Source organism: Kitasatospora sp. NPDC036993, from assembly GCF_055607525.1.
In genome coordinates, this window is the sequence record NZ_JBVJRP010000032.1 from 18,199 (window position 1) to 44,948 (window position 26,750).

At 74.5% G+C, this 26,750-nt stretch carries 22 protein-coding genes; 13 read left to right on the plus strand and 9 right to left on the minus strand.

Going from position 1 to position 26,750, the window contains the following annotated elements:
• Positions 1 to 131 precede the first annotated feature (131 nt).
• Both ACZ7C5_RS36995 and ACZ7C5_RS37000 read right to left on the minus strand, forming a co-directional pair.
• Positions 132 to 1,448 carry an LCP family protein gene (locus ACZ7C5_RS36995; protein WP_470324377.1) on the minus strand — a complete coding sequence of 439 codons (1,317 nt, stop codon included), beginning with the start codon at positions 1,446 to 1,448 and terminating at the stop codon, positions 132 to 134.
• Between the two features lie 36 nt (positions 1,449 to 1,484).
• A complete protein-coding gene (locus tag ACZ7C5_RS37000) occupies positions 1,485 to 2,276 on the minus strand; it encodes a TIGR03089 family protein (protein ID WP_401092752.1) in 792 nt (263 codons plus the stop codon).
• Between the two features lie 103 nt (positions 2,277 to 2,379).
• Here ACZ7C5_RS37000 and ACZ7C5_RS37005 point away from each other — a divergent pair, with 103 nt between their 5' ends.
• Both ACZ7C5_RS37005 and ACZ7C5_RS37010 read left to right on the plus strand, forming a co-directional pair.
• Positions 2,380 to 3,543, plus strand: a complete 1,164-nt coding sequence (locus tag ACZ7C5_RS37005; RefSeq protein WP_401092750.1) for a peptidoglycan recognition protein family protein — start codon at positions 2,380 to 2,382, stop codon at positions 3,541 to 3,543.
• 82 nt (positions 3,544 to 3,625) lie between these two features.
• Positions 3,626 to 4,537, plus strand: a complete 912-nt coding sequence (locus tag ACZ7C5_RS37010) for a DNA-3-methyladenine glycosylase family protein (protein WP_401092748.1) — start codon at positions 3,626 to 3,628, stop codon at positions 4,535 to 4,537.
• A 399-nt stretch (positions 4,538 to 4,936) separates the two neighbouring features.
• Here the strand turns inward: ACZ7C5_RS37010 and ACZ7C5_RS37015 are convergent, their stop codons facing one another.
• The 3 genes from ACZ7C5_RS37015 to ACZ7C5_RS37025 are packed head-to-tail and all read right to left on the minus strand — an operon-like array spanning position 4,937 to position 7,923.
• Positions 4,937 to 6,235 carry a coenzyme F420-0:L-glutamate ligase gene (locus ACZ7C5_RS37015; RefSeq protein ID WP_401092557.1) on the minus strand — a complete coding sequence of 433 codons (1,299 nt, stop codon included), beginning with the start codon at positions 6,233 to 6,235 and terminating at the stop codon, positions 4,937 to 4,939.
• A complete protein-coding gene (gene cofD / locus ACZ7C5_RS37020; RefSeq protein WP_401092559.1) occupies positions 6,232 to 7,239 on the minus strand; it encodes a 2-phospho-L-lactate transferase in 1,008 nt (335 codons plus the stop codon). The genes ACZ7C5_RS37015 and cofD overlap by 4 nt, the downstream gene beginning before the upstream one ends.
• 42 nt (positions 7,240 to 7,281) lie before the next feature.
• Positions 7,282 to 7,923 carry a cysteine dioxygenase gene (locus ACZ7C5_RS37025; RefSeq protein WP_317620348.1) on the minus strand — a complete coding sequence of 214 codons (642 nt, stop codon included), beginning with the start codon at positions 7,921 to 7,923 and terminating at the stop codon, positions 7,282 to 7,284.
• 621 nt (positions 7,924 to 8,544) lie between these two features.
• On the opposite strand from ACZ7C5_RS37025, the gene ACZ7C5_RS37030 reads away from it, so the two are divergent.
• The 3 genes from ACZ7C5_RS37030 to ACZ7C5_RS37040 all read left to right on the plus strand — a co-directional run bounded on the left by ACZ7C5_RS37030 (position 8,545) and on the right by ACZ7C5_RS37040 (position 14,624).
• Positions 8,545 to 8,817, plus strand: a complete 273-nt coding sequence (locus ACZ7C5_RS37030) for a WhiB family transcriptional regulator (protein ID WP_188299667.1) — start codon at positions 8,545 to 8,547, stop codon at positions 8,815 to 8,817.
• A gap of 227 nt (positions 8,818 to 9,044) precedes the next feature.
• On the plus strand, positions 9,045 to 12,905 hold the full coding sequence (locus tag ACZ7C5_RS37035) for a glycosyltransferase (RefSeq protein WP_470324378.1): 3,861 nt from the start codon (positions 9,045 to 9,047) through the stop codon (positions 12,903 to 12,905).
• 6 nt (positions 12,906 to 12,911) lie between these two features.
• Positions 12,912 to 14,624 (plus strand): DUF5719 family protein, encoded by a 1,713-nt coding sequence (locus ACZ7C5_RS37040; protein WP_401092566.1) that lies wholly within the window; start codon positions 12,912 to 12,914, stop codon positions 14,622 to 14,624.
• Positions 14,625 to 14,656: 32 nt separating this feature from the next.
• On the opposite strand, the gene ACZ7C5_RS37045 is transcribed toward ACZ7C5_RS37040, so the two are convergent.
• Positions 14,657 to 15,007 carry a metallopeptidase family protein gene (locus tag ACZ7C5_RS37045; RefSeq protein WP_470324379.1) on the minus strand — a complete coding sequence of 117 codons (351 nt, stop codon included), beginning with the start codon at positions 15,005 to 15,007 and terminating at the stop codon, positions 14,657 to 14,659.
• Between the two features lie 173 nt (positions 15,008 to 15,180).
• On the opposite strand from ACZ7C5_RS37045, the gene ACZ7C5_RS37050 reads away from it, so the two are divergent.
• The 6 genes from ACZ7C5_RS37050 to ahcY all read left to right on the plus strand — a co-directional run bounded on the left by ACZ7C5_RS37050 (position 15,181) and on the right by ahcY (position 21,615).
• The gene (locus ACZ7C5_RS37050; RefSeq protein ID WP_188295265.1) at positions 15,181 to 15,639 is read left to right on the plus strand and encodes a DUF3499 domain-containing protein; all 459 of its coding nucleotides are present in this window, start codon (positions 15,181 to 15,183) and stop codon (positions 15,637 to 15,639) included.
• A gap of 135 nt (positions 15,640 to 15,774) precedes the next feature.
• Complete coding sequence (locus ACZ7C5_RS37055; RefSeq protein ID WP_401092571.1) at positions 15,775 to 17,160, plus strand: phosphomannomutase/phosphoglucomutase; 1,386 nt, start codon at positions 15,775 to 15,777, stop codon at positions 17,158 to 17,160.
• Between the two features lie 113 nt (positions 17,161 to 17,273).
• Entirely contained in the window at positions 17,274 to 17,456 is a 183-nt protein-coding gene (locus ACZ7C5_RS37060; protein WP_470324380.1) for a Trm112 family protein, read from the plus strand.
• A 79-nt stretch (positions 17,457 to 17,535) separates the two neighbouring features.
• The gene (locus ACZ7C5_RS37065) at positions 17,536 to 18,786 is read left to right on the plus strand and encodes an SIS domain-containing protein (protein WP_401092575.1); all 1,251 of its coding nucleotides are present in this window, start codon (positions 17,536 to 17,538) and stop codon (positions 18,784 to 18,786) included.
• A 79-nt stretch (positions 18,787 to 18,865) separates the two neighbouring features.
• A complete protein-coding gene (locus tag ACZ7C5_RS37070; RefSeq protein ID WP_401092577.1) occupies positions 18,866 to 19,843 on the plus strand; it encodes a cation diffusion facilitator family transporter in 978 nt (325 codons plus the stop codon).
• A 323-nt stretch (positions 19,844 to 20,166) separates the two neighbouring features.
• Positions 20,167 to 21,615, plus strand: coding sequence for an adenosylhomocysteinase (ahcY, locus tag ACZ7C5_RS37075; protein WP_401092579.1), 1,449 nt, complete (start codon positions 20,167 to 20,169; stop codon positions 21,613 to 21,615).
• A gap of 63 nt (positions 21,616 to 21,678) precedes the next feature.
• Here ahcY and ACZ7C5_RS37080 read toward each other — a convergent pair whose 3' ends face one another.
• A complete protein-coding gene (locus tag ACZ7C5_RS37080) occupies positions 21,679 to 22,719 on the minus strand; it encodes a hypothetical protein (protein WP_470324381.1) in 1,041 nt (346 codons plus the stop codon).
• Positions 22,716 to 23,228, minus strand: coding sequence for a SigE family RNA polymerase sigma factor (locus ACZ7C5_RS37085; protein ID WP_470324382.1), 513 nt, complete (start codon positions 23,226 to 23,228; stop codon positions 22,716 to 22,718). The genes ACZ7C5_RS37080 and ACZ7C5_RS37085 overlap by 4 nt, the downstream gene beginning before the upstream one ends.
• Positions 23,229 to 23,336: 108 nt before the next feature.
• Between ACZ7C5_RS37085 and ACZ7C5_RS37090 the strand changes: the two genes are divergently transcribed.
• Complete coding sequence (locus tag ACZ7C5_RS37090; RefSeq protein ID WP_401092585.1) at positions 23,337 to 23,978, plus strand: hypothetical protein; 642 nt, start codon at positions 23,337 to 23,339, stop codon at positions 23,976 to 23,978.
• Between the two features lie 39 nt (positions 23,979 to 24,017).
• Here ACZ7C5_RS37090 and ACZ7C5_RS37095 read toward each other — a convergent pair whose 3' ends face one another.
• A complete protein-coding gene (locus tag ACZ7C5_RS37095; RefSeq protein ID WP_470324383.1) occupies positions 24,018 to 25,049 on the minus strand; it encodes an RDD family protein in 1,032 nt (343 codons plus the stop codon).
• A gap of 287 nt (positions 25,050 to 25,336) precedes the next feature.
• On the opposite strand from ACZ7C5_RS37095, the gene ACZ7C5_RS37100 reads away from it, so the two are divergent.
• Entirely contained in the window at positions 25,337 to 26,341 is a 1,005-nt protein-coding gene (locus tag ACZ7C5_RS37100) for a stage II sporulation protein M (protein ID WP_401092588.1), read from the plus strand.
• Positions 26,342 to 26,750 lie beyond the last annotated feature (409 nt).

Below are 26,750 nucleotides of genomic sequence, written 5' to 3' on the forward strand. Positions count from 1 at the left end.
GAGACAGTCGTTCCCGGTGTGATCTCCGCCATGTTCCGGCCGTGCGAGGGCAAATACCGTTCGTGGCCGCGCAATTGCGGAAAGACCCGGCTCGGCCTGCGGTGCGGCCCCGGGCCGTCCGTCCGGTCGGCTCAGTGCGGCGCGCAGGCGTCCACGTCGGCGGTGCGTCCCTCGAAGGTGGGCGAGGCGCCCGCCGAGGGTGACGCGCTCGCCAACGCCGCCGCCACCTCGGCGGTCGGGTCCGACCCGGGGTCAGTCCCGGGTCGCGGCGACGGGGACGCCAGGGACGACAGGGTGGACGGGGACCGGCCCGCGCCCGGCGAGGCCGCCGGCCCGGGCGGCCGGACGGCGACCGGCCGGTCGTCCCGCAGCGCGGTGAACAGCTGCCCGGTCTGCGGCTGCACGAACTCGTCCCGGTCCGAGTCGTAGCGGTACGGGCGGCGCGGCGCGGTCAGGAAGACCACGTTCGCCGAGGGGATGCCGCGCAGGTCCTGGGTGAGGTCGTACAGCGCGCCGAGCGAGGACAGTTCGCCGTCCGCCCGGACCGAGGAGGTGGCCGCGTCCAGCACCGGCCACAGCTTCGCCGGGTTCAGCAGCACGCCCTGCGACTGCACCCTGCGGATCAGCGAGGCCAGGAACTGCTGCTGGCGGCCCATGCGTTGGGTGTCGCTGCCGTCGCCCAGGCTCTCCCTGGCCCGGACGTAGCCGAGCGCCTGCTCGCCGTGCAGGGTCTGTCGGCCGGCGGGCAGGTCGAGCCTGGCGTCCTTGTCGTGGATCGGCTGCGGCACGCACACCTCGACCCCGCCGATCGCGTCCACCATCGTCTTGAAGCCGCTGAAGTCGAGGATCACGTAGTGGTCGATCCTGATGCCGCTCAGCTGCTCGACGGTCCGGATCGAGCAGGCGGGGCCGCCCGTCTCGAAGGCCTGGTTGAACTGCGCCAGCGCCGGCCTGCTGCGAGTGCCGTCCGGCTTCTCGCAGGCGGGGACGGTGACCATGACGTCGCGGGGGACGGAGACCGCCGTCGCGTGCTTCCGGTCGGCGGCCAGGTGCAGCAGGATCGTGGTGTCGGAACGCTCGGTGCCGGCCTCGCCGCCGTAGGAGCCGTTCGCCCCGGAGCGGTCGTCGCTGCCGATCAGCAGGATGTTCTCGGCACCCCTCGCCCCGGCGGTGCGGCTCGGCCGTTCGGCCTCCAGCTGGGCGAGCAGCCGGTCGGTGGCCGAGTCCGCGCGGATGTTGCCGTCCAGCTTGCGGTAGGCGATCCAGAGCAGCGCCCCGGTGGCGACCAGCAGGAACGCGACGACGCCGGCGGTGATCGTCAACCACCGCCGGCGCCTGCGCGGGCGTCCGGTGCCGCCCGGAGGAGCGTCCGCCGCCGGGCCGTCGTGCGCCGGGCCGTTCGTCGGGGGAGTGGCGGTCGGGGGGTGCTCGGTGTCGTCCTCGGCCATGGCAGCGATCCCTACCCGCAGGGCCGGGGCCGGGGGTTAGCCGAGGCGCAGTGTCACCCGTTCGGATTCCACCCGCTTCTCCCACTGCCCGGCGTCCAGCCCCTGCGAGTTGCGGCACAGCACCACCGAGGCGCCGGCCGCCAGCGGCGCCAGCAGGCCGGCCTCCAGACCGGTCCAGTCGTCGAACGAGAGGGTGGACAGCACGCGGTCACCGGGGTTCAGGCCGAGCCGGACGGCACCCTCCCTGGCCAGCGCCACGGTCTGCTCGCCCGTCAGCTTCAGCGGCAGCCCGTCCACCGCGGTCTCCAGCGCCTGCCCGTCCGGGGCGACGGGGGAGTACGGCGCGAAGCGGTCGCCCTGGCCGGGCACCTCGGCGGCGTAGTCGAGGAAGCCGTCCGGACGCTGCGGGAAACGGCCGCCGAGCGGACGCAGGGCGAGCGCGACCCGCTCGCCCTCGCAGGCCTGGGCGGCGTCCAGCCCGTCCGGGCCGCTGACCACCAGGTCGGCGGCGGCCGGGTCGCCGACCGGCGCCGCCGTCACCCCGACCGACCAGCAGGCCAGCAGCCAGACGGCGCTCTGCCAGTGGGCGGGCAGCAGCAGCGCGGCCCGGTCGCCGGGACCGGCGTTCAGCTCGTCCTGGAGGAGGTTGGCGGTCTTGGCCACCCAGTTGTCGAAGGTGCGGGCGGACAGCTCCACCCGCTCGCCGGTGGCGTCGTCGTAGAAGGTGACCAGCGGGGCCGCGGGATCGACCGAAGGGGTGCCGCCGCGCAGGAATGCGTGCAGCAGCTCGACGGGGGTGCGGGCATCGGCAGCGAAAGGCGCAGTCATGGTGCGCCCCAGCCTACGGCCTCCCGACCGGAGGCCGGGAGGGGCCGCCGAACGGGCGAGGAGTGCGTGGCGGGCGGTCCGGTTTGCGGCGACGATCCGATGCATGCGCCTCTCACCGCCGGCCGCGCTGCTCGTCGGCTGCACCGCCGCCCTGCTCCTCCACCCGGCCGCCGCCGCGACCTCCTCGCCGGCCCCGCAGCGCCGCGACTTCCCCGGCGGCGCCTCGACCACCTCGCTCGCACTGCCCGCCGGGTCCGGCCTCGCGCCGCGCGGCACCCGGCCGTTCGAGCTCCTCGGCCTCGGCTGGGACGGCCCCGCGGACGCGCTCGCCGGTGCGGTGGTCCGGGTCCGCACCAGGGACGCGGCCACCGGCCGCTGGGGCGACTGGCACCGGCTGGAGACCGCCGCCGAGGACGGCCCCGACCGGACGCCGCACGGCGCCACCGCCCCGCTGTGGACCGGCCGCAGCGACGGCGTCGCGGTCGAGGTCGGGCCCGGGCCCGCGGGGACGCCGCCGGGGCTGCGGCTCGACCTGGTCGACCCGGGGCACGGCGCCGCCGGGGACGCCGTACGGACGCTGCCCGCGCAGCCGCCCGTCGGGCCGCCGGCGCCGCCGTTCGGCGAGCCGCCGACGGGGCCGCCCGCCGGGCCGGTCAAGGGGCAGGCTCCGCGTCCGGCCATCGTCACCCGGGCCGGCTGGGGTGCCGACGAGTCACTGCGCGACCAGGGCTTCGAGTACACCGGCCCGGTCCGCGAGGTCTTCGTCCACCACACCGCCACCGCCACCGACTACGCCTGCTCCGACGCCCCCCGGGTGATCCGGGCGATCTACCAGTACCACGTGAAGACCAGCGGCTGGCGGGACATCGGCTACAACTTCCTGGTCGACCGCTGCGGCACCGTCTACGAGGGCCGCGCCGGCGGCGTCGAACTGCCCGTCCACGGCGCCCACACCCTCGGCTTCAACACCGACTCCGCCGGCGTCGCCGCGATCGGCACCTACGTCGGCGACCAGCCGCCCCGGCCCCTGCTCGCCGGCCTCGCGGCCGTCGCCGCCTGGAAGCTCGGCCTCGCCGCCCGGCCCGCCGACGGCCGCACCAGGCTCACCTCCGGGTCCGACGGCAGCCGCTACCCCGAGGGCACCGCCGTCGACTTCGACGCCGTCTCCGGCCACCGCGACGCCTTCGACACCGAATGCCCGGGCAAGGCCCTCTACGCCCGCCTCCCCGAGCTCCGCGCCGCGGCGGCCCGCCTCCAGACCCGCTGACCCGGCCCCGCCCGCGACCCACCGGCCTGTCCGACCCCCCGCGTATGGTTCATATCCGGAGGCGACCCGGGAGGCGACGGCGGTGGAAGCAGCACGGCGCTGGCGCCCGGCCTTCCCGCTGGACGTCGCCCGCACCCTGCTCCCGCTGCGCCGCGGCCCCGCCGACCCGGCGTACCGCAGCACCGGCGACGGGGCCGTCTGGCGCGCCTCCCGCACCCCGGCCGGCATCGGCACCCTGCGGGTGCGGCCGCACCCCGGCACCGGCGAGGTCGAGGCGAGCGCCTGGGGCCCGGGCGCCGACTGGCTGCTCGACCGCCTCCCCGCCCTGCTCGGCGCCGAGGACGCCCCGGAGGCACTGGTCCTGCCACCCGGCCCGCTGCGGGACGCCCAGCGCCGTACCGCCGGGGTCCGGCTGACCAGGACCGGCCTGGTGCTGGAGTCGCTGGTCCCGGCGATCCTGGAGCAGAAGGTCACCACCGACGAGGCCTACCGCGCGTGGCGCACCCTGCTGCGGGACTTCGGCACCCCGGCGCCGGGCCCGGCCGAGGGCATGCGGGTGGCCCCGTCGGCCCGCGAGTGGGCGCTGCTGCCGAGCTGGGAGTGGCACCGGGCGGGCGTGGACCCGAAGCGCTCCGCGACGATCGTGCGCGCGGTGCGGCTGGCCCCGCGCCTGGAGGAGGCCTCGGCGATGGGCCACGAGGAGGCCTTCGCCCGCCTCACCGCCGTTCCCGGCATCGGCGTCTGGACGGCCGCCGAGACCCTCCAGCGCAGCAACGGCGACCCGGACGCGGTCTCCGTCGGGGACTTCCACCTGCCCGACCTGGTCGGCTGGGCCCTGGCCGGCCGCCCCCGCAGCGACGACGACCAGATGCTCGCCCTGCTGGAGCCCTACCGCCCCCAGCGCCACCGCGTCTGCCGCCTCCTGCTGGCCACCGGCGCCCGGGCCCCCCGCTACGGCCCCCGCCTGACCCCCAACGACCACCGCCACCGCTGACCCCGCAGCCAGCACCCACCCCCAGCACCCACCCCCAGCACCCACCCCCAGCACCCACCCCCAGCACCCACCCGCCCACCTGTCCCACCCACCCGCCCACCTATCCCACCCACCCGCCCACCTATCCCACCCACCCGCCCACCTATCCCACCCACCCGCCCACCTATCCCACCCGCCCTTCCCCCTCCCGGCGAGAGGGATGTGCTGCGGGCGGGGGCGGCGCAGGGGGTGGCCCGGAGAGGGGCGTGACGGGTGATTTTCAGACTGCCACCGCCGTCGGGCGTCGCACCCACGAGCAGGGCAGTCCGAAAATCATCCAGCCCCCGGAGCGGCCACCCCCGGAGCCGACCCCGCCACCCCACCCTCCCGAAAGCCCCCGCTCCCAACAGCAACCCCCCCCTACCGGACCACGACGAACGCGTCGGCACCCCGCTCCGGCCGGGCCTTCGGCGGTTCGGCGGGGCGGCCGACGGCGACGGCGCCCATCGGGTCCCAGTCGGCCGGCAGGTCCAGTGCCTCCCGCACGGTGTCGCGGCAGAACATGGTGGACGAGACCCAGGCGGAGCCGTAGCCCTCGCCGGTGAGGGCGACCAGCAGGTTCTGCACGGCGGCGCCGGCGGCGACGGTGAACATCTCCCGTTCGGCGGCGGCCCGGCGCGGGTCGGGGTAGTCGTGCGATCCGTCCGTCACCAGGCAGGGCACCACCAGGTACGGCGCGTCGCGCAGGACGTCGCCGCGGGCGGTGCGCCGGGCGATCTTCGCCTCGTCCCAGCCGTCGAGTTCGCGCAGGTCGCGCTGCCAGGCGGCGAGCATCGCGTCGAGCAGCCGTACCCGGGTGTCCGCCGACTCCAGCAGCACGAACCGCCACGGGGTGGTGTGGTGCGGGGCGGGCGCGGTGACGGCGGCGGCGACGGCCCGCCGGACGGCGGCCGGGTCGACCGGCTCGGCGGTGAAGGAGCGGACGGTGCGCCGCAGGGTGACGGCCTGCCGCAGCGCCTCGGAGGTGCCGAGCCGGAACATGTCGTCCACGGAGGGCCGGACCAGTGGCCGGACGCCCTCGCCGTCCTCGGCGGTGACCAGGTGTCCGAGCCCGCGCACGACCGCCACCGGGACGCCGGTGGCCTTGCCCTTCACCAGGTCGGCGGCGGCGGCGAGTTCGTCGGCGGTCGCGGTGACGGTCATCTCCAGCGTGTTGCCGTGGCTGTCGGTGCGTCCCCGGTGGTCCTCCAGGACGGCGAGCCCGGCGGCGCCGATCGCCACGTCGGTCAGCCCGTTGCGCCAGGGCCGTCCGAAGGTGTCGGTGACGAGGACGGCGAGCCGGCGGCCGGTGAGCTGCCGGAGCCGGGCCCGCAGCGCCCGGGCGGAGGCGTCCGGGTCCTCGGGCAGCAGCAGCACGGTGCCGGGGGCGGTGTTGGAGGCGTCGACGCCGGCGGCGGCCATGACGAAGCCGTTGCGGTTCTCGACGATCCGGATCGGTCCGCGCCGGGCGACCAGCCGGACGGTCTCGGCGTCGATCGCGGCCTCGCGGTCGGTGGCGTGCAGCAGCCGGTCCTCGGCCTTGCTGACGATCTTCGAGGTGACCAGCAGGATGTCGCCGTCCTGGTAGGTCCCCGCCTTGGCGAGCAGCTCGCCCAGGTCCGCCCCGGCCTCGACCTCGGGGATGCCGGGGACCGCCAGGATCTCCAGCGAGGCGGTCACTTCCGGACCTGCTCCGCCAGGGCCAGCGCCGTACGCGCCATCCCCGCGGTGGCCTCGACGTCGGTCATCAGCAGCGGGACGGCCCGGCAGGCGATCCCGGCGGCCTCGACGGCGGCCACCGAGGCCTCGTCGACGGTGTCCACCAGCCACCCGTCGAGCAGGCCCGCCCGTCGCCCGCCGCCCTCGCCCGGACCGCCCCGCGGTGCCGTCCTGCTGCCGTAGTCCAGCGCCACCGCCTCCGCCGTGGCCTCGACGCCGACCGCGGCGAGCACCTTGTCGGCCATGCCGCGCACCGGCGCGCCGCCGATGATCGGGGAGAGCCCGACCACCGGCGCGGACGCGCCGGCGATCGCCTCCCGGATGCCGGGGACGGCGAGGATGGTGCCGATCGAGACCACCGGGTTGGACGGCGGGAAGAGGATGACGTCCGCCTCGGCGATCGCCTCCAGCACGCCGGGCGCGGGCTTGGCGGTGTCCGCGCCGACCGGGACGATCGCCTCGGCGTCCACCGCGGCGTGCAGCCTGACCCAGTACTCCTGGAAGTGGACCGCCCGGCTGCCCTGCTCGTCGGTGATCCGCACGTGGGTCTCGACCCGGTCGTCGCTCATCGGCAGCAGCCGCACGCCCGGCTTCCAGCGCACGCACAGCGCCTCGGTGACCTGGCTGAGGCTGTACCCGGCGGTGAGCATCTGGCTGCGCACGAGGTGGGTGGCGAAGTCGCGGTCGCCGAGCCCGAACCACTCGGGGCCGACGCCGTACTCCTTCATCTCGGCCTTGATCGACCAGGTCTCGTCGGTCCGGCCCCAGCCCTGTTCCTCGTGGATGCCGCCGCCGAGGGTGTACATCACGGTGTCGAGGTCGGGGCAGACCTTGAGGCCGTAGAGGTGGATGTCGTCACCGGTGTTGCCGATCACGGTGATCTCGTCCTGCGGTCCGACCGCCGCGCGGAGTCCGCGCAGGAAGCGCGCTCCGCCGATTCCGCCTGCCAGTGCCACGATGCGCATGTGGTTCATCCTGCCACGGTCGGACGTCCCGTCAGGCCGTGATCAGTGCGTCCCGGCCCGGTCCTGCCGCTCCGGGTGCTGCTCGGGGACGGCGGTGGCGCCGTACTGGTTCATCTCGGTCAGGCCGGGGGTGTAGAGGTGGATGGAGACGGCGGGTTCGAGCGCGCCGTTGACCACCTCGTGCAGGTAGCCGGAGGAGAACACCCGCTGCCCGCCGGGCCGCAGGACCCGGGCGCCCTCGCCCGCGTGCGTGAGGGAGCGTTCGGTCAGCTCGCCCTCGACGACGCTCATCACGCCGGAGGACTCGCCGTGGTCGTGGAAGCCGCTGGACTGGCCGGGCAGCCAGCTGAGCAGCCAGACCTCGTAGCCGGGGCCGGTCTCCAGCCTGGCGTACCAGCGGGTCAGCGCGTCGTAGCGGACCAGCGGCTCCCAGCGGGCGCGGTCGGCGGCGATCTCGCGCACCAGCCGGGCGTACCCGGCGACGGTGGTGGGGTGGGCCGGCAGGTCGGTGCGGGCCAGGTGCGGGAAGGCGAGCGGGTCGCCGGCGATGGAGACGTCGCTGAGGCCGTCGGCCCACTGGCGGGTCCTGGCGTCGGCGGGGGTGCCGGTACGGACGGTGGCGGGGCCGCGGCGGGCGAGCTTGTTGCGGTCGCGGTTCCGCTTGCGGATGCGGATCATGCGCACGGGAGTCGTCCTCGGAGGAGTCGGCTGGCGTCGGGATCAGCCGGATCCGGGATGTCCTGGGACGGGAATCGCGGGCGGCCTCTGTGCTTCCTGGGGGCGGCGCGCGGTGGGACGCGGGCGCCTAGATACAGCAGGAGCAGAGGCGACAACAAGAGTTCACGGCACGGCGGAGGGTGGAACCGCTCCGGGGGCCGACGAACTCTGACATAGAGAAAAGGACACCGCATCCGGAGGGGCGGTGTCAAACCGAAGGATGCGGCATTCGAGTGGGTTAAGTCCGGATCTTGCCCGGATGGGGTGATTCATCACTCTCTATGTTTCGATGGGAAGATCGCCGGGAAAGCAGGCCGATGACCGGCCCGTGGCGGTGACCGAGCGTCACCTGGCGAATGGTTGCGGATGGTTCGGCACTGTTCGGGACCTTGAGGCTGAAGGCCCGATGTGTCCGGATATGTACACTATTCGTAACGGCTTGGTGCCAGGGAGTGAATCCCGGCCCCAATACCAGAGCTCGGCTTGACTGAGCCAGAGTGACGCAACTGTAATTTCACTCGTGTCGTCAGCCGCACGAGGCAACGGCAACCACGGGGACGCCAAGTAGGGGCAGAGGAGGCGCGCCAGATGAGCGAGCTCTTTGAGCTGTTGATCGGGGACGGCATCACGGAGGACGAGGAGGAACTCGGTTGGCAGGAGCGCGCGTTGTGCGCCCAGACCGACCCCGAGTCCTTCTTCCCCGAGAAGGGCGGCTCGACTCGGGAGGCGAAGAAGGTCTGCCTCGCCTGCGAGGTCCGGTCGGAGTGCCTGGAGTACGCCCTCGCCAATGACGAGCGCTTCGGCATCTGGGGCGGCCTCTCCGAGCGCGAGCGCCGTCGGCTCAAGAAGAGCGCGGTCTGACCGGGGCGGCCCCTGACCCCCGCTGACCCTCCGACAACGAGGGACAACCGCAAAGCTGTACGGGCGCCTCACCGCGGTGGTGGGGCGCTTTCGTGTTCCCGGAGCCCCCTTCACCGTCTCCGCACGCACACCCCGGACGAACCGGCCATCCGGAGCCGTTAGTGTGGTGCGCCATCCGGTTGCCGTTCACCGGCTGTGTCCACCGAGAACTGGGGCCCGCGCACGCGATGACCGTCTACAGCCACCAGAGCGGCTCCACCGCTTCCCGGCCGCCCGCCTATCCGCGCCACCTGGTCACCGCCGTGATCGTCTCGCACGACGGCGCCCGCTGGCTGCCGCGGGCACTGGCCGGCCTGCTCGGTCAGGACCGTCAGGTCCAGCGGATCCTCGCGGTCGACACCGGCTCCACCGACAACTCCCCGCACCTGCTCGCGGACACCCTCTCCGACTGGCTGCCGGAGAGCGGCCCGCTGGTCCTCGGCCGCCGGGCCGGCTTCGGCACCGCCGTCGCCGAGGCCGTGTTCAACAGCCCGCCGCTGCGCCCCGAGGACCTCCCGTACCGGCTCGACCCCTCCGGGTACGACCCGGTCACCGGCGGCTGGGACGACTACGGCGACCCGCTCGCCCAGGAGGACGACCTCGGCCGCAGCGGCCCGCGCGAGACCCGGCCGGTCGAGTGGCTCTGGCTGCTGCACGACGACTGCGAGCCGCAGACCGACGCGCTGCGCCGGCTGCTCCAGGTCGCCGACTCCACCCCCAGCGCCGCCGTGGTCGGCCCCAAGCTGCGCAGCTGGTACGACCGCCGCCAGCTCCTCGAGGTCGGCGTGACGATCGCCCACTCGGGCCGCCGCTGGACCGGACTCGACCGCCGTGAGCAGGACCAGGGCCAGCACGACCAGGTCCGCCCGGTGCTCGCCGTCTCCAGCGCGGGCATGCTGGTGCGCCGGGACGTCTTCGAGGAACTCGGCGGCTTCGACAAGGCCCTCCCGCTGATGCGGGACGACACCGACTTCTGCTGGCGGGTCAACGCCGCCGGCCACCGTGTGGTGGTCGCCCCCGACGCCGTGCTGCGGCACGCCGAGGCGGCCGCCCGCGAGCGCCGCGCGATCGACTGCGGCCCCGCCCACCCGCACCGGGTGGACAAGGCCGGCGCCGTCTACACCCTGCTCACCAACTGCAAGGGCGCGCTCTTCCCCTACGTCCTGCTGCGGCTGGTGCTCGGCACCCTGCTGCGGGTCGTCACCAACCTGCTCGGCAAGGACCCGCGCCAGGCCTTCGACGAACTCGCCGGCCTCGGCCACGAACTCGTCCGCTTCCCGAGGCTGCTGGCCGCCCGCAAACGCCGGGCCAGGACCAGGGCCGCGGACGCCCTGGACGACCGCACGCTCTTCCCCGCCCCCGGCGCCACCACCCGGCTGGCGGTCGAGGGCGTCGTCGGCTCGCTCGGGATAGGGGGCGGCGACGACACCGGCGGCCGGCACGGCTCGGCCGAGGCCGGCGGCGACGAGGACGCCGAGGACCTGGTCGTCGAGCAGTTCGCACTGGTCAGGAAGCTCGCCCGGCGCCCGGCGCCGGTGCTGTTCGCGGCCCTGCTGGTGTTCGCGCTGGTCGCCTGCCGCAGCCTGCTCGGCGGCGGAGAGCTGTTCGGCGGCGCCCTGCTGCCCGCGGCCGACGGCGCCGGCGGCCTCTGGTCGATGTACGCGGACGCCTGGCACCCGGTCGGCACCGGCTCCGCCGCCGCCGCACCGCCGTACCTCGGCGTGCTCGCGGTGCTCTCCTGGCTGCTGTTCGACCACGCCGACCTCGCGCTCACCCTGGTCGTGGTGCTCGCCGTCCCGCTGTCCGCGGTCAGCGCCTACCTGGTGTCCCGGCCGCTGCTGGACTCCAAGCTGGTCCGCGCCTGGGCCAGCGCCACCTACGCGCTGCTGCCCGCCGCGACCGGCGCGCTCGCCCAGGGCCGGATCGGCACCGCGGTGCTGGCCGTCCTGCTGCCGCCGCTCGCCCGCGCCGCCGCCATCGCGGCCGGCCTCGGCATCCGTGCCGAGAGCGCGGCCAAGGGCGCCCGCCCGGGCTGGCGCCCGGTCTGGATGACCGTCCTGCTGCTCACCCTGGCCACCGCCTTCGTCCCGATAACGTGGGCGCTCGCGGTGCCGCTCTGCCTGGCGATGCTGGTCGTCGCGGTGCTGCGCGGCGGGACCTTCGGCTCCGGCGGTGCCGCGCTGCGGCTGCTCGGCCTGCGCGTCCTGGTGATCCTCGCGGTGCCGGTGGCCGTCCTGGCCCCGTGGTCGCTCCAGGTGCTGTCGCACCCGCAGTGGCTGCTGCTGGAGGCCGGGCTGCCCGGCCTGCACGGCGCCGGCGCGAGCGCGGCCGGCCTGTTGATGGTCAACCCGGGCGGCGCCGGGGTGCCGCCGATCTGGCTCTCGGCGGGTGTCGTGCTCTCCGCGCTCGCCGCGCTGCTGCGCGCCGACCGCCGCCGCGCGGTGCTCGCCGCCTGGGGCGCGGCCGGCGCGAGCCTGGTCTTCGCGGTCGCGGTGGCGGGCACCTCCGTCACCCCGGCCTCCGGCGGCCCGGCGGTGCCCGCCTGGGCCGGCCCGGCCACCCTGATCGCCGGGATCGCCCTGCTGGCCGCTGCCGCGATCGGCGCCGACGGCGCCAACGCCCGGGTGGCCGGGATCGCCTTCGGCTGGCGCCAGCCGGTGGCCGCCCTGGTGGTGGCCGCGGCCGTGCTGGCCCCGCTGGGCACCGGCCTGTGGTGGGCGCTGACCGGCGCCGGCGGGCCGCTGCACCGCGGCCAGGCCGACCAGGTCCCCGCGTTCATCGCCGAGGAGGCCGGCACCACCGACCGGGCCCGCACCCTCGTCGTCACCGGGGAGAAGAGCGGCGGCGCGGTCCGCTACACCGTGCTGCGCGGCGCCGGTCTGACGCTCGGCCAGGCCGAGTCCACCGTCGACCCGGCGACCGGCACCCAGGGCGGCCTGGACAAGATGGTCGGCAGCCTGCTGGCCGGCTCCGGCGCCGACCAGGCGAGCGCCCTGGCCGGTTACGGCATCGCCTACGTGCTCGTCCAGCAGCCGGTGATCGACGTCTTCAAGGACGTCCTGGACACCACCCCCGGCCTGGTCAAGGCCAACCAGGACGGCGCCGCCGCGCTCTGGCAGGTCAACGGCACCCCTGCGGTCCGCGCGGTGATCACCGCCCCGGGTGCCAACCCGGTGGTCGTCCCGTCCGGGCCCCGCGACCTGTCCGCCACCGTCCCGGCCGGACCGGACGGCCGGGTGCTGCGGCTCGCCGAGTCCGCCGCCCCCGAGTGGAAGGCCACCGTGGACGGCACCGCGCTGGAGTCCACCACGGTCGACGGCTGGGCGCAGGGCTTCAAGCTCCCGGCCGCCGGCGGCAAGCTGGCCGTCACCCGGGAGGGCGGCACCGCCCACACCGGCTGGATCTGGGCCCAGGTGCTGCTCGGCCTCACCATCCTGGTGCTGGCCCTGCCCGGCCGCCGCAGCCACAAGGACGACGACCTGCCCGAGGAGGTGGTCGCCGCCGCCGCGCTGGCCGCCGCCACCCAGGCGCAGGCCCCCGCCCCCGGCAGCCGCCGGGCCCGCCGGATGGCCGAGCGCGCCGAGGGCACCGAGGGCGGTGCCGAGGAGGGCGGGGTGTACGACAAGCCGGGCGCGATCCCGGCGCAGCCGAGCGCCGAGCCGGTGACCGGAGCCGTCCAGGCCGCCGCCGTCCAGGACGCCGAGCAGTACACCGACCCGTACCAGACGTACCAGCAGGCCGACCCGTACAGCTACGACCAGTACGCGGCCCAGCAGCCGGTCGCCGCTCCCTACGGCGGCCAGGGGTACGACGCCCCCGGGTACGACGGCGGCGGGCAGGGCTACCAGCAGCAGGGCTACGAGCAGCCGTACCAGCAGGGGCAGCAGCAGCCGTACGGCTACGACGCCCACGGGTACGACGACGGCCACCGGCAGCAGCCGGAGCAGCAGCCCTGGCTGCCCGGGCAGCAGCAGGGCGAGCCCTACTACGACCCGAACGACCCCAACGGCCCCGGCCGGTACCCGCACCAGCACGGATCGGGGAGCTGACCCGCGATGAAGAAGCCCGCATTCAGGAAGAAGTCCGGCGCCGGGGAGGCCGCCAGGCCGGCCGCGCCCGCCTTCGCGGCGGCGCCGGCCCCGGCCGGCCGCGGCCGGTTCGCCGGGGGGTCCGCCGGGGCCGGCGGCGCCGCCAAGACCACCCAGTCCCTGCTCGCCGCGGCCGTGGTGCTCGCGGCCGTGCTCGGGATCGCCGAGCTGCGCCCGCCGGCCGCCCCGGCCAAGTCGGCCTCGGGAGCGGCCCCGACCACCGCGCAGGTCGAGCGGACGTCGGCGGTCTGCCCGCAGCCGGTCCAGGGCCTGACCGGAACGACCACGCTCACCGCCTACACCCCGCCGGGGACGGGCTCCGCCACCGGCGGGGCCGGCTGGCTCTCCGACGCGGCCGCGCCCGCGGCGCCCGCCGCCCAGCCGAGCACCGCCCCCTCGGCCCCGGCCGCTCCCGCGACCCCGGCCGGCTCGGGTGCCCCGAGCGCCCCGGTCCAGGACAAGAACGCGGCGCCCGCCGACGCCAGGCTGACGCTGGCCAAGCCCGGCACCCCGGCCACCGGCCCGGCGGCCAACGGCGACGCCGCGCCCGGCACCGGTGCCGTCGCCAACGGCGCCCTCGCCCCCGGCTTCACCGTCACCCAGACCTCGGTCGTCACCGAGCAGCGCGGCACCGGCCTGTCCGGCCTCACCTGCACCCCGGCCGGGACGAGCTTCTGGTTCGCCGGGGCCAGTACCGCCGGCGACCGGGTCGACTACCTCAGCCTGGTCAACACCGAGTCCTCCGCCGCCGTGGTGGACATCAAGCTGTACGGCGACAAGGGCCTGATCGACAACGACGCCGCCAACGGCATCACCGTCGCCCCCGGCAGCTCCCAGGCCGTCCTGCTGTCGACCCTCAGCAAGGGCGCCGTCACCGACCTCGCCGTGCACGTGGTGGTGCGCTCCGGGCGGGTCGGCGCCGCGCTGCACGCCGCCGACGGCGGCAAGGGCGCGGACTGGGTCCCGGCCTCGGCCGACCCGGCGCCCACCCAGGTGCTGCCCGGCCTGCCCGCCGACACCGCCGCCGCCCGCCTGGTGGTCTGGGCGCCGCCGGAGGACGACGCCGACCTGAAGATCCAGCTCTCCGGCAAGAACGGCTGGTTCAGCCCGGCCGGCAACGAGTCGATCCACGTCAAGGCGGGCATGGTGGCCGCCGTCGACCTCGGCAAGGTCACCCGGGACGAGGTCGCCGGGCTGCGGCTGACGCCCAGCGACGACAAGCACCGGACCCCGGTCGTGGCCGGGCTGCGGATCGACCGGGCGGCGGCCAACGGCAAAACCGACGCGGCCTGGCTGGCCGGCAGCGACCCGGTCGGCGCCCGCGCCACCGTCGCCGACAACCGGGCCGGCGCCTCCACGCTCTACCTGACCTCCAGCGGCGAGGCCGCCACCGTCCGGGTCACCGCCTCGGCCGGCAGCGGCGGCGGCACCCCGGCCACCAAGGAGGTCCAGCTCCCGGCCGGCGGCACCGTCGCGCTCCCGGCGCCCGAGCCTGCCGGGCTGAACGGGGTCTTCGCGCTCACCGTGGAGACCGTCTCCGGCGGCCCGGTGGTCGCCGCCCGGATGCTGTCCGTCCCGGCCAAGGACATCCCGATGTTCACGGTCCAGGCGCTGCGCGACGACCGGAGCACCGTCAAGGTCCCGCAGGCCGGCCAGGACCCGGGCGTCGTCCTGCGCTGAGCGCGAGCCCGCGCCGGAATCCCGGCGCGGGCTCAGTCCTCGTCGTAGCGCGGGTCGATGGCGTCCGGGGAGAGCCCCAGCAGCTCGGCGACCTGCTCGATCAGGATCTCGTGCACCAGCGCCGCGCGGTCCTCCCGGGTCTTCGCCCGGATCTCCACCGGCCGCCGGTACACCACGATCTGGCTCTTGCGCCCCTGCTTGCCCGGCGACACCCGCCCCAGCGGCACCCCGTCCTCGCCGTCGCCGCCGTCCGGCTCGTGCAGCGGCACCTCCTGGACGGCGAACTCCACCTCGATCAGCTGCGGCCACCGCCGTTCGAGGCGCTCCACCGACTCGCGCACGTAGTCGTCGAACAGTTCGGAACGGGTGAGCGAGATCGGCACCTGGGGAGGCGCCAGCGGGCCGCGCAGGCCCCTGCCGTGCCGGTCGCGGTGCCGGGGGCGGCGCGCTGGCCCTGTCGATGACTGCGGTGCGGAGCTGTCCATATCACTGCCGAGGGTAGTCCTTGGACGGTCGGAAGTGGACCACTCCGACCGGGAATCGCACGGGGCGTCGGATGCGCGGCCCCGGCGCCCGGACGACGACACGGCACCCCCTCCGGGCAGGCGGTCTTCGCTCCCCGGCGGGGAGTGCGGTACCGTCCACCCTCGTGAGCTCTGTACGTCGTTGTTCGCGGACCGCGTGCGGCCGGCCGGCCGTCGCGACGCTGACGTACGTCTACGCGGACTCCACCGCCGTCCTCGGCCCGCTCGCCACCTACGCCGAGCCGCACTGCTACGACCTGTGCGCCGAGCACGCCGAGCGCCTCACCGCCCCGCGCGGCTGGGAGGTCGTCCGGCTCGCCGCCGAGGCGGGACCGCTGCGCCGCAGCAGCGACGACCTGGAGGCGCTGGCCAACGCCGTGCGCGAGGCCGCCCGCCCGCAGACCCCCCGTCAGGGGCGCGGGCCCGGAGGCGAGTCCGTCGAGGGCAGCCGCCGCGGCCACCTCCGGGTGCTGCGCTCGCCCGACAACTGAGGCCTCACCTGGCACGGTGCGTTCGCCCGGCCCGGGTACGCTGCCCGTCTACCGTCACCGCGCGCCCGTCGACCGGACGGGCGGCGGCCCCGACGTACCGTGACCGACCAGTACAGAGACCAGGGTGGAGCCGCAGTGCGCGACCTCAAGCAGCTCGTGAAGGCGTACGACGTCCGAGGCGTCGTCCCGGACCAGTGGGACGAGAGCCTGTCCCGGGCCTTCGGCGCCGCGTTCGTGCAGGTCACCGGCGCGACCGCGATCGTGGTCGGGCACGACATGCGCCCCTCCTCCCCGTCGCTGAGCCTGGCCTTCGCCGAGGGCGCCGCGGCCTACGGCGCCGACGTGGTGCAGATCGGGCTGTGCTCCACCGACCAGCTCTACTACGCCAGCGGCAAGCTCGACCTGCCCGGCGCGATGTTCACCGCCAGCCACAACCCGGCCCAGTACAACGGCATCAAGCTGTGCCGGGCCGGCGCCGCCCCGGTCGGCCAGGACACCGGCCTGGCCGAGATCCGCGAGCTGGTCGAGTCCTGGACCGGCGAGGACGACACCGTCACCGTCCCGGCCAGGGACGTGAAGCCGGGCGGGCTGTCCGCCCAGGACACCCTGCGCGGCTACGCCGACCACCTGCTCGGCCTGGTCGACCTCACCGCGATCCGCCCGCTCAAGGTCGTGGTGGACGCCGGCAACGGCATGGGCGGCCACACCGTGCCGACCGTCTTCGACGGCCTGCCGATCGAGCTCGTCCCGATGTACTTCGAGCTGGACGGCACCTTCCCGAACCACGAGGCCAACCCGCTGGACCCGAAGAACATCGTCGACCTCCAGGCCAGGGTCCGCGAGGTCGGCGCCGACATCGGCCTGGCCTTCGACGGCGACGCCGACCGCTGCTTCGTCGTGGACGAGCGCGGCGAGCCGGTCTCCCCGTCGGCGATCACCGCCCTGGTCGCGGTCCGCGAGGTGGCCCGCGCCCGCGCCGCCGGCGAGGCCGAGCCGACGGTCATCCACAACCTGATCACCTCCTGGACCGTCCCCGAGGTGGTCCGCGAGCTGGGTGCCAAGCCGGTGCGCACCAGGGTCGGCCACTCCTTCATCAAGCAGGAGATGGCCGAGACCGACGCCGTCTTCGGCGGCGAGCACTCCGCCCACTACTACTTCCGCGACTTCTGGCGCGCCGACACCGGCATGCTGGCCGCGCTGCACGTGCTGGCCGCGCTCGGCGGGCAGCAGGGCGCGCTGTCCGAGCTCACCGCCGAGTACGACCGCTACGCCGCCTCCGGCGAGATCAACAGCACCGTCGCCGACCAGGCCGCCAGCACCGCCGCCGTCCGCGCCGCGTACGCCGGCCTGGAGGGCACCACGGTGGACGAGCTGGACGGCCTCACCGTGGCCGGCCAGGACTGGTGGTTCAACCTGCGCGCCTCCAACACCGAGCCGCTGCTGCGCCTGAACGTCGAGGCCAGGGACCCGGCGAAGATGGCCGAGCTGCGCGACGGCGTGCTGGCCGTCGTCCGCGGCTGACCTCGGGCCCGTCCGAGCGGACGCGCCTGACCTCGGCGGGTGGTGCCCCGGCCGGTAGGGTTTCCTATCGGCCGGGGCACCTCCGTGCCACCCCCGAACTTTGGAGAGCCCCCATGAAGCTCGAATCCTTCCTGCTGGAGATCCTGGTCTGCCCGCAGTGCCGGGCCGCGCTCGCCGAGGGCGGCACCGAGGAGCAGCCCGACCTGGACTGCACCGGCGCGGACTGCGGCCTCGTGTACCCGGTCCGCGACGGCATTCCGGTCCTCCTGGTGGACGAGGCCCGCCGCCCGGCCTGATCCTGGGGGCGACGCCCCACCCCGACCGCCCGGCGCGCGACCGAGCGCGCGCCCAGGACCGCAGCCGGAGGTTCGCCGCATGCTCGACGACACCCTGCTCGACGACCCGGCCGCCCTCCAGCGCGCCGACCACGACCGCGCCCTGCTGGCCCTGGCCGGCGCCGGCGCGCGGGTCCGCACCGCGCTGCGCCGGGCCGACGCGGCCGGCCTCGACCGGCTGCGCCCGGACGGCCGCCCGCGCGCCGTCCTGGTCGCCGGGCACGGCAGCGCGCTGACCGCGGCCGAGATGCTGTCCGTGCTGGCCGGCACGGCCTCCCTGGTGACTCCGCTGCCGCCGACCGAGGTGTCCGCCCCGCGGGTCGACCGGGCCGGCGCCCCGCCCGCCTTCACCGCCGGTCTCGGCTGGCAGCTGCCCGGCTGGGCAGGCCCGCTGGACCTGCTGGTGATCAGCTCCGCCGACGGCGGCGAGCGCGGCCTGGTCGGCCTCGCCGAGCAGGCGTACGCGCGCGGCTGCGCGATCGTGGTCACCGCCCCGGACGGCAGCGCGCTGGCCGAGGCCGCGCTCCAGGTGCGCGCGCTGCCGCTGCCGTTCGTCGCCTCGGGGCCGCCCGAGGACCTCACCCCCGCCCGGCCCGCCGAGCCCGACCTGCCGGCCGAGGACCCGGCGGCGCTCTGGTCCCACCTCGCCCCGCTGCTGGCGCTCGCCCAGAAGATCGGCGTCACCCAGCTCCCGTACGACGCGCTGCCGGCCGTCGCCGACCTGCTGGACGCCGCCGCCGTGCGCTGCCGCCCGGACGCCGCCGCGTACACCAACCCGGCGAAGGGCCTGGCCGCGCGGCTGGCCGGGACGGTCCCGCTGCTGTGGGCCGAGGGCCCGATCGCCGGGGCGGCCGCCACCCGGTTCGCCGTCCAGCTGGCCGACCGGGCCGGCCGACCCGCGCTGGCCGGGCCGCTGCCGCAGGTGCTCACCGCCCACCGCGGCATGTTCACCGGGCAGTTGGGCGCGGGCGCCGACCCGGACGACTTCTTCCGCGACCGGGTCGAGGAGCCGGACCCGCTGCACCTCCAGGTCCTGCTGCTGCGGCACGTCCCGGGCCAGACGGGCCAGGCGGCGGACGAGGAGCAGGACGGTCCGGCCGAGGTGCCGGAGGAGGACGCGGGGCCGCGCAGCTTCGGCGTGACCAGGGCGCACCGGCTGGCCGCCGCGCACGACGTCCGGCTGACCGAGTACGCGAGCACCCGTCCGGACGCGCTGCACGCGCTGGCCGACCTGGTCGCGCTGACCGACTTCGCCGCCGTCTACCTGGGGCTCGCCGCCGCGCAGTCCTGAGACGGTCGGCCGGGCGGAACCTCCCGGCCGGTACGGTAAGCGCTCGACAAGCCGATCGACCCGTGAGGAATCTTCAGGCATGAGTACCGAAGGCGGCACCAAGGCTCTGGTCGCGGCCCTGTCCGCGAATCTGGCGATCGCGGTGGCCAAGTTCACCGCCTTCGGCTTCACCGGCTCCTCCTCGATGCTGGCCGAGGGCGTGCACTCGGTGGCCGACTCGGGCAACCAGGTGCTGCTGCTGGTCGGCGGCAAGCGGGCGCGCCGGGCGGCGGACGAGGAACACCCCTTCGGCTACGGCCGCGAGCGCTACGTGTACGGCTTCCTGGTGGCCATCGTGCTGTTCAGCGTCGGTGGCCTGTTCGCGATCTACGAGGGCTGGCACAAGATCAGCCACCCGGAGACGCTGGACGCCTGGGGCTGGGCGGTCGGCGTGCTGGTCTTCGCCATCGGCATGGAGGGCTGGTCCTTCCTCACCGCGATGCGGGAGTCGGCCAAGGCCAAGGGCAGCCAGGGCTGGGTGCAGTTCATCCGCACCGCCAAGGCACCGGAGCTGCCGGTGGTGCTGCTGGAGGACACCGGAGCGCTGATCGGCCTGGTGCTCGCGCTGTTCGGCGTCGGGCTCACCGTGATCACCGGGGACGGCATCTGGGACGGCATCGGCACCCTGAGCATCGGCGTCCTGCTGGTGGTGATCGCCGTGGTCCTCGCGCTGGAGACCAAGTCGCTGCTGCTCGGCGAGTCCGCCGACAAGGAGTCGGTGCGGCGGATCCGGGAGGCGCTGGTGGACGGCGAGTCGGTCACCGGGGTGATCCACATGCGCACCCTGCACCTCGGCCCGGAGGAGCTGCTGGTCGCCGCCAAGGTCGCCGTCAACGCGGAGGACAGCGCGGCCCGGGTGGCGGAGGCGATCGACGCGGCCGAGGAGCGGGTCAGGGCGGTCGTGCCGATCGCCCGGGCGATCTACCTGGAGCCCGACGTCTACAGCGCCGAGAAGGCCGCGGCGGGCGACGACCCGGCCGCCACGCCCGGCGGTCCCGGCCCGGCCGCGGGGCACTGATCCCGCTCCGGGGCACGGCTGGAGGCGGGCTCGGGCCGGGAGCCGAAATCGGTCATCCGAGGACGGCCGACGGGACCGTCGGTGTAGATTCGTCACCAGAGCCAGAACGTCGCTGCTGATGGCGGTCGATCGGTGGTCCGCCCCCGTGGGGTGTGCGCCGGTCGAGGGAGAGAGGTCCTCCGACGGTTTGTGCTGCGCAGCGGGGAAGCCGGTCCACCGCGGACCGGGCAGCCCCGGCGCGGCCGTGCACCCGTACGGCCTGACGCTCGCGACGCACGCACACCCGGACCGTGGCCCCACCCCCATCAGCGAGGAGCAGACGCATGTCGACCGACATCACCGGTGACTTCAAGGTCGCCGACCTTTCCCTGGCGCCGTTCGGCCGCAAGGAGATCCAGCTGGCCGAGCACGAGATGCCCGGTCTGATGGCGATCCGTGCCGAGTACGCCGAGGCCCAGCCGCTGGCCGGCGCCCGCATCACCGGCTCGCTGCACATGACCGTGCAGACCGCCGTCCTGATCGAGACCCTGACGGCGCTCGGTGCCGAGGTCCGTTGGTGCTCCTGCAACATCTTCTCCACCCAGGACCACGCGGCCGCCGCCATCGCCGTCGGCCCGGAGGGCACCCCGGAGAACCCGCAGGGCGTGCCGGTCTTCGCCTGGAAGGGCGAGACCCTGGACGAGTACTGGTGGTGCACCGAGCAGGCCCTGACCTGGCCTGACGGCAAGACCCCGAACATGATCCTGGACGACGGCGGCGACGCCACCCTGCTGATCCACAAGGGCGTCGAGTTCGAGAAGGCCGGCGTCGCGCCGGACCCGGCCACTGCGGACAACGACGAGTTCCGGATCATCCTGGAGCTGCTCAACCGCACCCTCAAGGACACCCCGAACAAGTGGACCGAGGTCGCCGCCACGATCAAGGGCGTGACCGAGGAGACCACCACCGGTGTCCACCGCCTGTACGAGATGCACCGTGACGGCAACCTGCTGTTCCCGGCCATCAACGTCAACGACGCCGTCACCAAGTCGAAGTTCGACAACAAGTACGGCTGCCGCCACTCGCTGATCGACGGCATCAACCGCGCCACCGACGTCCTGATCGGCGGCAAGGTCGCCGTCGTCGCGGGCTACGGCGACGTCGGCAAGGGCTGCGCCGAGTCGCTGCGCGGCCAGGGCGCCCGCGTGATCATCACCGAGATCGACCCGATCTGCGCGCTCCAGGCCGCGATGGACGGCTACCAGGTCACCACCCTGGAGGAGGTCGTCTCGATCGCGGACATCTTCATCACCACCACGGGCAACAAGGACATCATCCTTGCCGCGCACATGGAGAAGATGAAGCACCAGGCGATCGTCGGCAACATCGGCCACTTCGACAACGAGATCGACATCGCGGGCCTGTCGAAGCTGCCCGGCATCGTGAAGACCGAGGTCAAGCCGCAGGTCCACGAGTGGCGCTTCGCCGACGGCCACACCATCATCATGCTGTCCGAGGGCCGCCTGCTGAACCTGGGCAACGCGACCGGCCACCCGTCCTTCGTGATGTCCAACTCCTTCGCCAACCAGACGATCGCCCAGATCGAGCTGTTCACGAAGACCGAGCAGTACCCGATCGGCGTCTACGTGCTGCCGAAGCACCTGGACGAGAAGGTCGCCCGCCTGCACCTCGACGCGCTGGGCGTGAAGCTGACCACCCTGACCAAGGACCAGGCCGACTACATCGGCGTCCCGGTCGAGGGCCCGTACAAGGCGGACCAGTACCGCTACTGACCGGTTGACGGAACCGACGGCCGGCGTCCTCCCCGAGGGGGCGCCGGCCGTCGGCGTCCGCCGTCAGCGGCCCCCGTCCGCGCTCCAGGAGGCCTCGTCGGCGCCGAGCACCTCGAACCGGGCGAGCAGGCCCGCCAGTCCGCCGATCCGCTGGACGGACGGAATCCCCGCCGCAGTGCCGTTGGCGCAGAGCCGGACGCCCTTCTCGACCCGGCAGACCGGTGTGCCGCCGTCCGTCCGGCCGTCCGCGAACACCCCGAAGTCGGCCGGCTGGGCCGTGACGCTCAGCCACTTCCCGTCGACGGTGTACGACACGATGGTGCTCCACGGGGGCTCGGAGTCCCTGGAAGGCCGGTGGAGTTCGACGTTGCGCAGCGTGAGGTCGGCGGGCACGGCGGTCGGCCGCACCGGGAACGGGACGTCCCGGCCGGCGAACTCGGCGCCGGCCGCGACCCGGAGCAGGTCGCTCTGGACCTTCGCCCCCGACCACAGCGAGGCGGTCAGCTCGGCCCAGCGGCCGGAGGCGGTCATCCAGCGCAGGACGACCGGGCCCCCCGACGGTTCGTCGGAGCTCAGCCAGTGGGCCTCCCGGCCGTCGACCGCGGGAGCGGTGACCTTGTGCAGCCCGGGGGCGACGGACTCGGCGGTGCCGTTCAGCAGCGAGAGCCTCAGGCTGGGGTACGCCCCTTGGACGGCGGTCCTCGTGGAGGCCGTGGCGACGGACCGGCCGTCGCTCTTCGCGTAACCGACGGCCGGCTGGGCCAGCCACGACGGCAGCCAGCCGAAGCGGGCCTCGGTGCTCAGCGGCCCGGCGGACGCCGTCGGCTTCGGCGTGGCGGTCGGGGACGGTGCGGCCAGGGTCGGGGCGGTCGGCGTGGGGAGGGCCGGTACGGAGGCCCCGTCGGTCGGGCGCAGCAGCAGCACGCCGGCCAGGACGGCGGCGGTCGACCCCGCCACCACGCCGATCAGGGCCTGCCGGCGGCGGCGCAGCCGGACCCGTCCGCGGGCGATCGCCGCCGTGGCGTCGAGGGCGGCGGGCGGTGCGGGGCTCTCGGCGAGGGCGTTCAGCCGGGCGGTCAGATCACGCTGTTCGTGCGACCTCATGACGTCCTCTCGGCGTTGGCGGGACGCGGGGAGAGCGTCGTGCGGAGGGTGGTGAGAGCACGGGAGGTCTGGCTCTTCACATTGCCCGAGGAGCAGCTCATCGCATCAGCGGTCTGATCGACCGTGAGATCGCAGTAGTACCGGAGCACCACGGCGGCCCGCTGCCTGGGCGGCAACGCGGCCAGCGCCTTGTGCAGGTCGAGCCGGACGTCGAGGTCGGCGGCCACCGAGGCGATGTCCGCCGTCGTCGCGGTCCGGGTCGTCCGACGCCACCAGGGCGAGCGCTGCTCCGCGAGGAAGGTGTTGACCAGCACCCTGCGGGCGTAGCCGTCCAGGTTCTCGACCCGGCCGGCCCGCGACCAGTTCACGTACAGCTTGGTCGCGCACTCCTGGACCAGGTCGTCGGCCCGGTGCCAGTCCCCGCACAGCAGATAGGCGACCTTGCGCAGCCAGCCGCTCCTGGAGGCCACGTACTCCGTGAACTCCGCGTCGCGCGCGTGCTTCGCCATCCGCACCCCCTCTCGTCGTGGTGGCGGCCTCCTGCCGCGCCGTCCGCCCCTCTAATGCGGGCACCGCCCGGAACGTTGCACGCGATGTGCGCACGTAGGCTTTCCGGCATGCCCAACGGCCGTTACTCCCTCTCCGACCCGCACGACCACGTCCAGCTCGGCGAGGAGCGCTTCAGCTGCGCCCCCGGGGCGGCCGGGTGGCGGTACGTCTCCAAGACCTACGCGCCGGACGGCCGGGTGCTCGGCAGCACCGATCTCACGCTGGACTCGCGCGCCCGGCCGCTGCGGATGGAACTGCGGGCCGGCGGCTGGCAGGTGCGTGGCGGGGCGGTGGACGGGGTGGCCTGGGTCCGTACCGACCCGGCCGACCCCGGTGGTGAGAACGCGGCGGAGGGGCACGACCGGGCGCACGCCTTCACCGGCCGCTCGCCGGGCTTCCTGGTCGCGACCGCCCGGCTGCTGCGGCTGCGCGAGGGGGCGAGCGCGCGGGTGCGGCTGGTGGCGTTCACCGAGCCGGTGCTGGCGCCGCGCACCCTCGACCAGGGGTGGCTGCTGGAGGGCGTCGACACCCACCCGACGGACTCGGGGCCGCTGCTGGTCGAGCGGTACCAGGTGGCCGACCTGGAGACGGGGGAGCAGCAGGTCGTCCACCTGGCGGGGGACGTGGTGCTGGCGGCCGGGGGCATCGAGCTGGAGGAGCTGGAGTCGCCGCCGAACGCCTGGCGGGTGGGGGCTGAGGAGGAGGAGTAGCGGGGCCGTGCCGTCCGTCGCCGGGGCCCTGGCGCGGAGTCAGGCGGGCGGGGCGAAGCCGGTGCCGGCGGCGGGCTTGTCGAAGGACGGGGCCGCCGGTGCGGCCGGTGCGCCGGGTGCGGCCGGGGCGGCGGTCGGCGCGGGCGCGGGTGGCGTCGGCAGGCCGAGGACCCGGACGGGCCGTCCGTCGGCGGGGCCCGTCGGAGCCTGGGCGGGAGCGGGAGCGGGGAAGGTTCCGGAGGCCGGACGGGGAGCGGGCACCTGGGCGGGACCCGGCTGGGCGGGTACCGGACCGGCCGCCCACAGCCGCTGGTGGGCCCGCGTCCACTCCCGCCGCTGGCGCTCGGTGAGCACCGCACCCAGGTACGCCGCCGGGTGCAGCCCCGGCGCGACCGGGTGGCCGATCCGCGCGGCCAGGTCATCGGCCAGGCCGGCGGACATCCTGTGCATCACCGACTCGTCCAACTGGCCGATCCGGCCGAGGAGTTGGCGGATGGACAGCCAGAGCGGCTCCGGCACCGCGGACAGGTCCATCGCGACCAGCTCGTGGCCCATCGCCTGTAGCAGGTGCGGGTGCACCGGCGGCAGCGGGGAGGCGGAGCCGCCCGCGACCGGGGTGCGCTCGCGGACGACCACCGTCCCGGCGAAGATGTCGCCGAGCCGCTTGCCCTCCGAGTGCACCGCCGAGGTGATCACGGCCGGGGCCCCGGTCAGCACGACCATCTCGAAGAAGCCGACCAGCCCGCGGACCAGCGAGTGCCGGAACCGCACGGGCCCGCCGTCGGTGCGTACCACCCGCAGGCCGAGCGCGGCCTTGCCGAGCGAACGGCCGCGGGTGAAGGTCTCGATCATCACGGGCACGGCGACCAGGAAGAACACCATCAGGCCGATCATCGTGGCGGCCAGCGCCGCGCCGTCGAGGCCGATCAGGGCGAGGCTCAGCACCAGCGTGAACACCAGCAGGGCGGCGAACTCCACCAGCAGGTCGATCACGATCGCCAGCGCCCTGCTGGGAAGCTTCGCCGTCTGGAGGCCGAGGACGACCGCCTCGCCCGTCACCAGGTCGCTCAAGACACCTGTCCGTTCACGCTCTTGGAGCCGGTACGGCTCGCCCATGGAGAATCCCGGTCCGCGCGGGCGGCGGTGCAGGGGAGGGAATCACCCCGGATCGGCCCCCGTGACCCGCTCTGCGCGGTCTGATCCGCAGCCGCCAACATACGGGGCCCGGTGGGCGCACGGGAAGTGAGATCCCGACGGCCGGGGCAGCGGCCGCTGCTGGCATGCTGGGCCGCACGTGTCCGCCCGTACCCGCCCGCGCACGCACGTCCGCGTCCGCCGCCGATCATGGAGCCGCCGAAATGGACCTGGACGTCTTCGTCGCCACCCACCAGGGGGAGTGGGCCCGGCTGGACGCCCTCGCCCGTCGGCGCCGGCTCACCGGGGAGGAGGCCGACGAACTGGTCACGCTCTACCAGCGCGCCACCGGCCACCTCGCCAAGGCCCAGGCCTCCGCGCCGGACCCGGCCCTGGTCAGCCGGCTGACGGGCCTGGTCTCGCGCGCCCGCAGCGCGGTGACCGGCGCCAGGACCAACGGCTGGCAGGACGTCGCCCGTTACTACACGGTGAGCTTCCCGGCCGCGCTGTACCGCGCGCGCCGCTGGTGGGTGCCGGTCGCGGTCGTCTCGATGGTCGCCACCGCGCTGCTCGCGTGGTGGGTGGCCACCCATCCGGAGGTCCGCAACAGCCTGGTCGCGCCCGAGCACCTCCAGGAGCTCACCCGCCCCGGCGGCCAGTACGAGGCGTACTACTCGGACCGGCCGGCCGGCTCCTTCGCCGCACAGGTCTGGACGAACAACGCCTGGATCGCCGTGCAGTGCCTGCTGTTCGGGATCGCGCTGGGCATCCCGGTGCTCTACGTGATGTGGACCAACGTGGTCAACCTCGGCATCGGCGTCGGACTGATGGCCTCCGCCGGGCGCCTCGACGTCTTCCTCGGCCTGCTCATCCCGCACGGCCTGCTGGAACTGACCGCGGTCTTCGTGGCGGGCGGACTCGGTCTGCGCCTCGGCTGGACCGTCATCGACCCGGGCCCGCGCACCCGCGCGGTGGCTTTGGCGGAACAGGGCCGCTCCATCATCGGAATGTCGATCGGCCTGGCGACGGTCCTGGCGGTCTCCGGCGTCCTGGAAGCCTTCGTGACCCCGTCCGGCCTGCCGACCTGGGCCCGCATCGCGATCGGCGTACTGGCCGAGGCGGCCTTCCTCCTCTACGCCCTGGTGCTGGGCCGGCGGGCCGCCGAGGGCGGAGAGTCCGGTGATCTGGACGCGGCCGACCGGGCGGACCTCCAGCCCGTCGCGGCCTGAGCCGATGTGATCAACAGGCCTCTGACCTGGTACTCTTCTTCCCTGTCCGGCCAAACCATTGACGTGGTGAGGGTGGACTAGTAGGTTTCAACGGTTGGGACTGGCTGGACAACAGTCGGGCCCGGGCGTTAGTGTCTACGACACCGCCGAATCGAGGCGAGCGCATTTCACGGAATGCGCGTCCTCTGACGAAGCAAATCCCGCGGACTGAACACTCCGAAAGCTTTGATAGGCTTCGGAACGAAGTTTGCAGGAATCCCGCCGGCGGGAATCGGATGAATGAAACTCCGGAAAACGGAGCGGAAAACATCTGGTAAGCTGGAAACACGAAAGAACGAAGCCCGGAGGGCCTGCTGGAAGGCAGTCCGAAGGAAGCGTCCGTTCCTTGAGAACTCAACAGCGTGCCAAA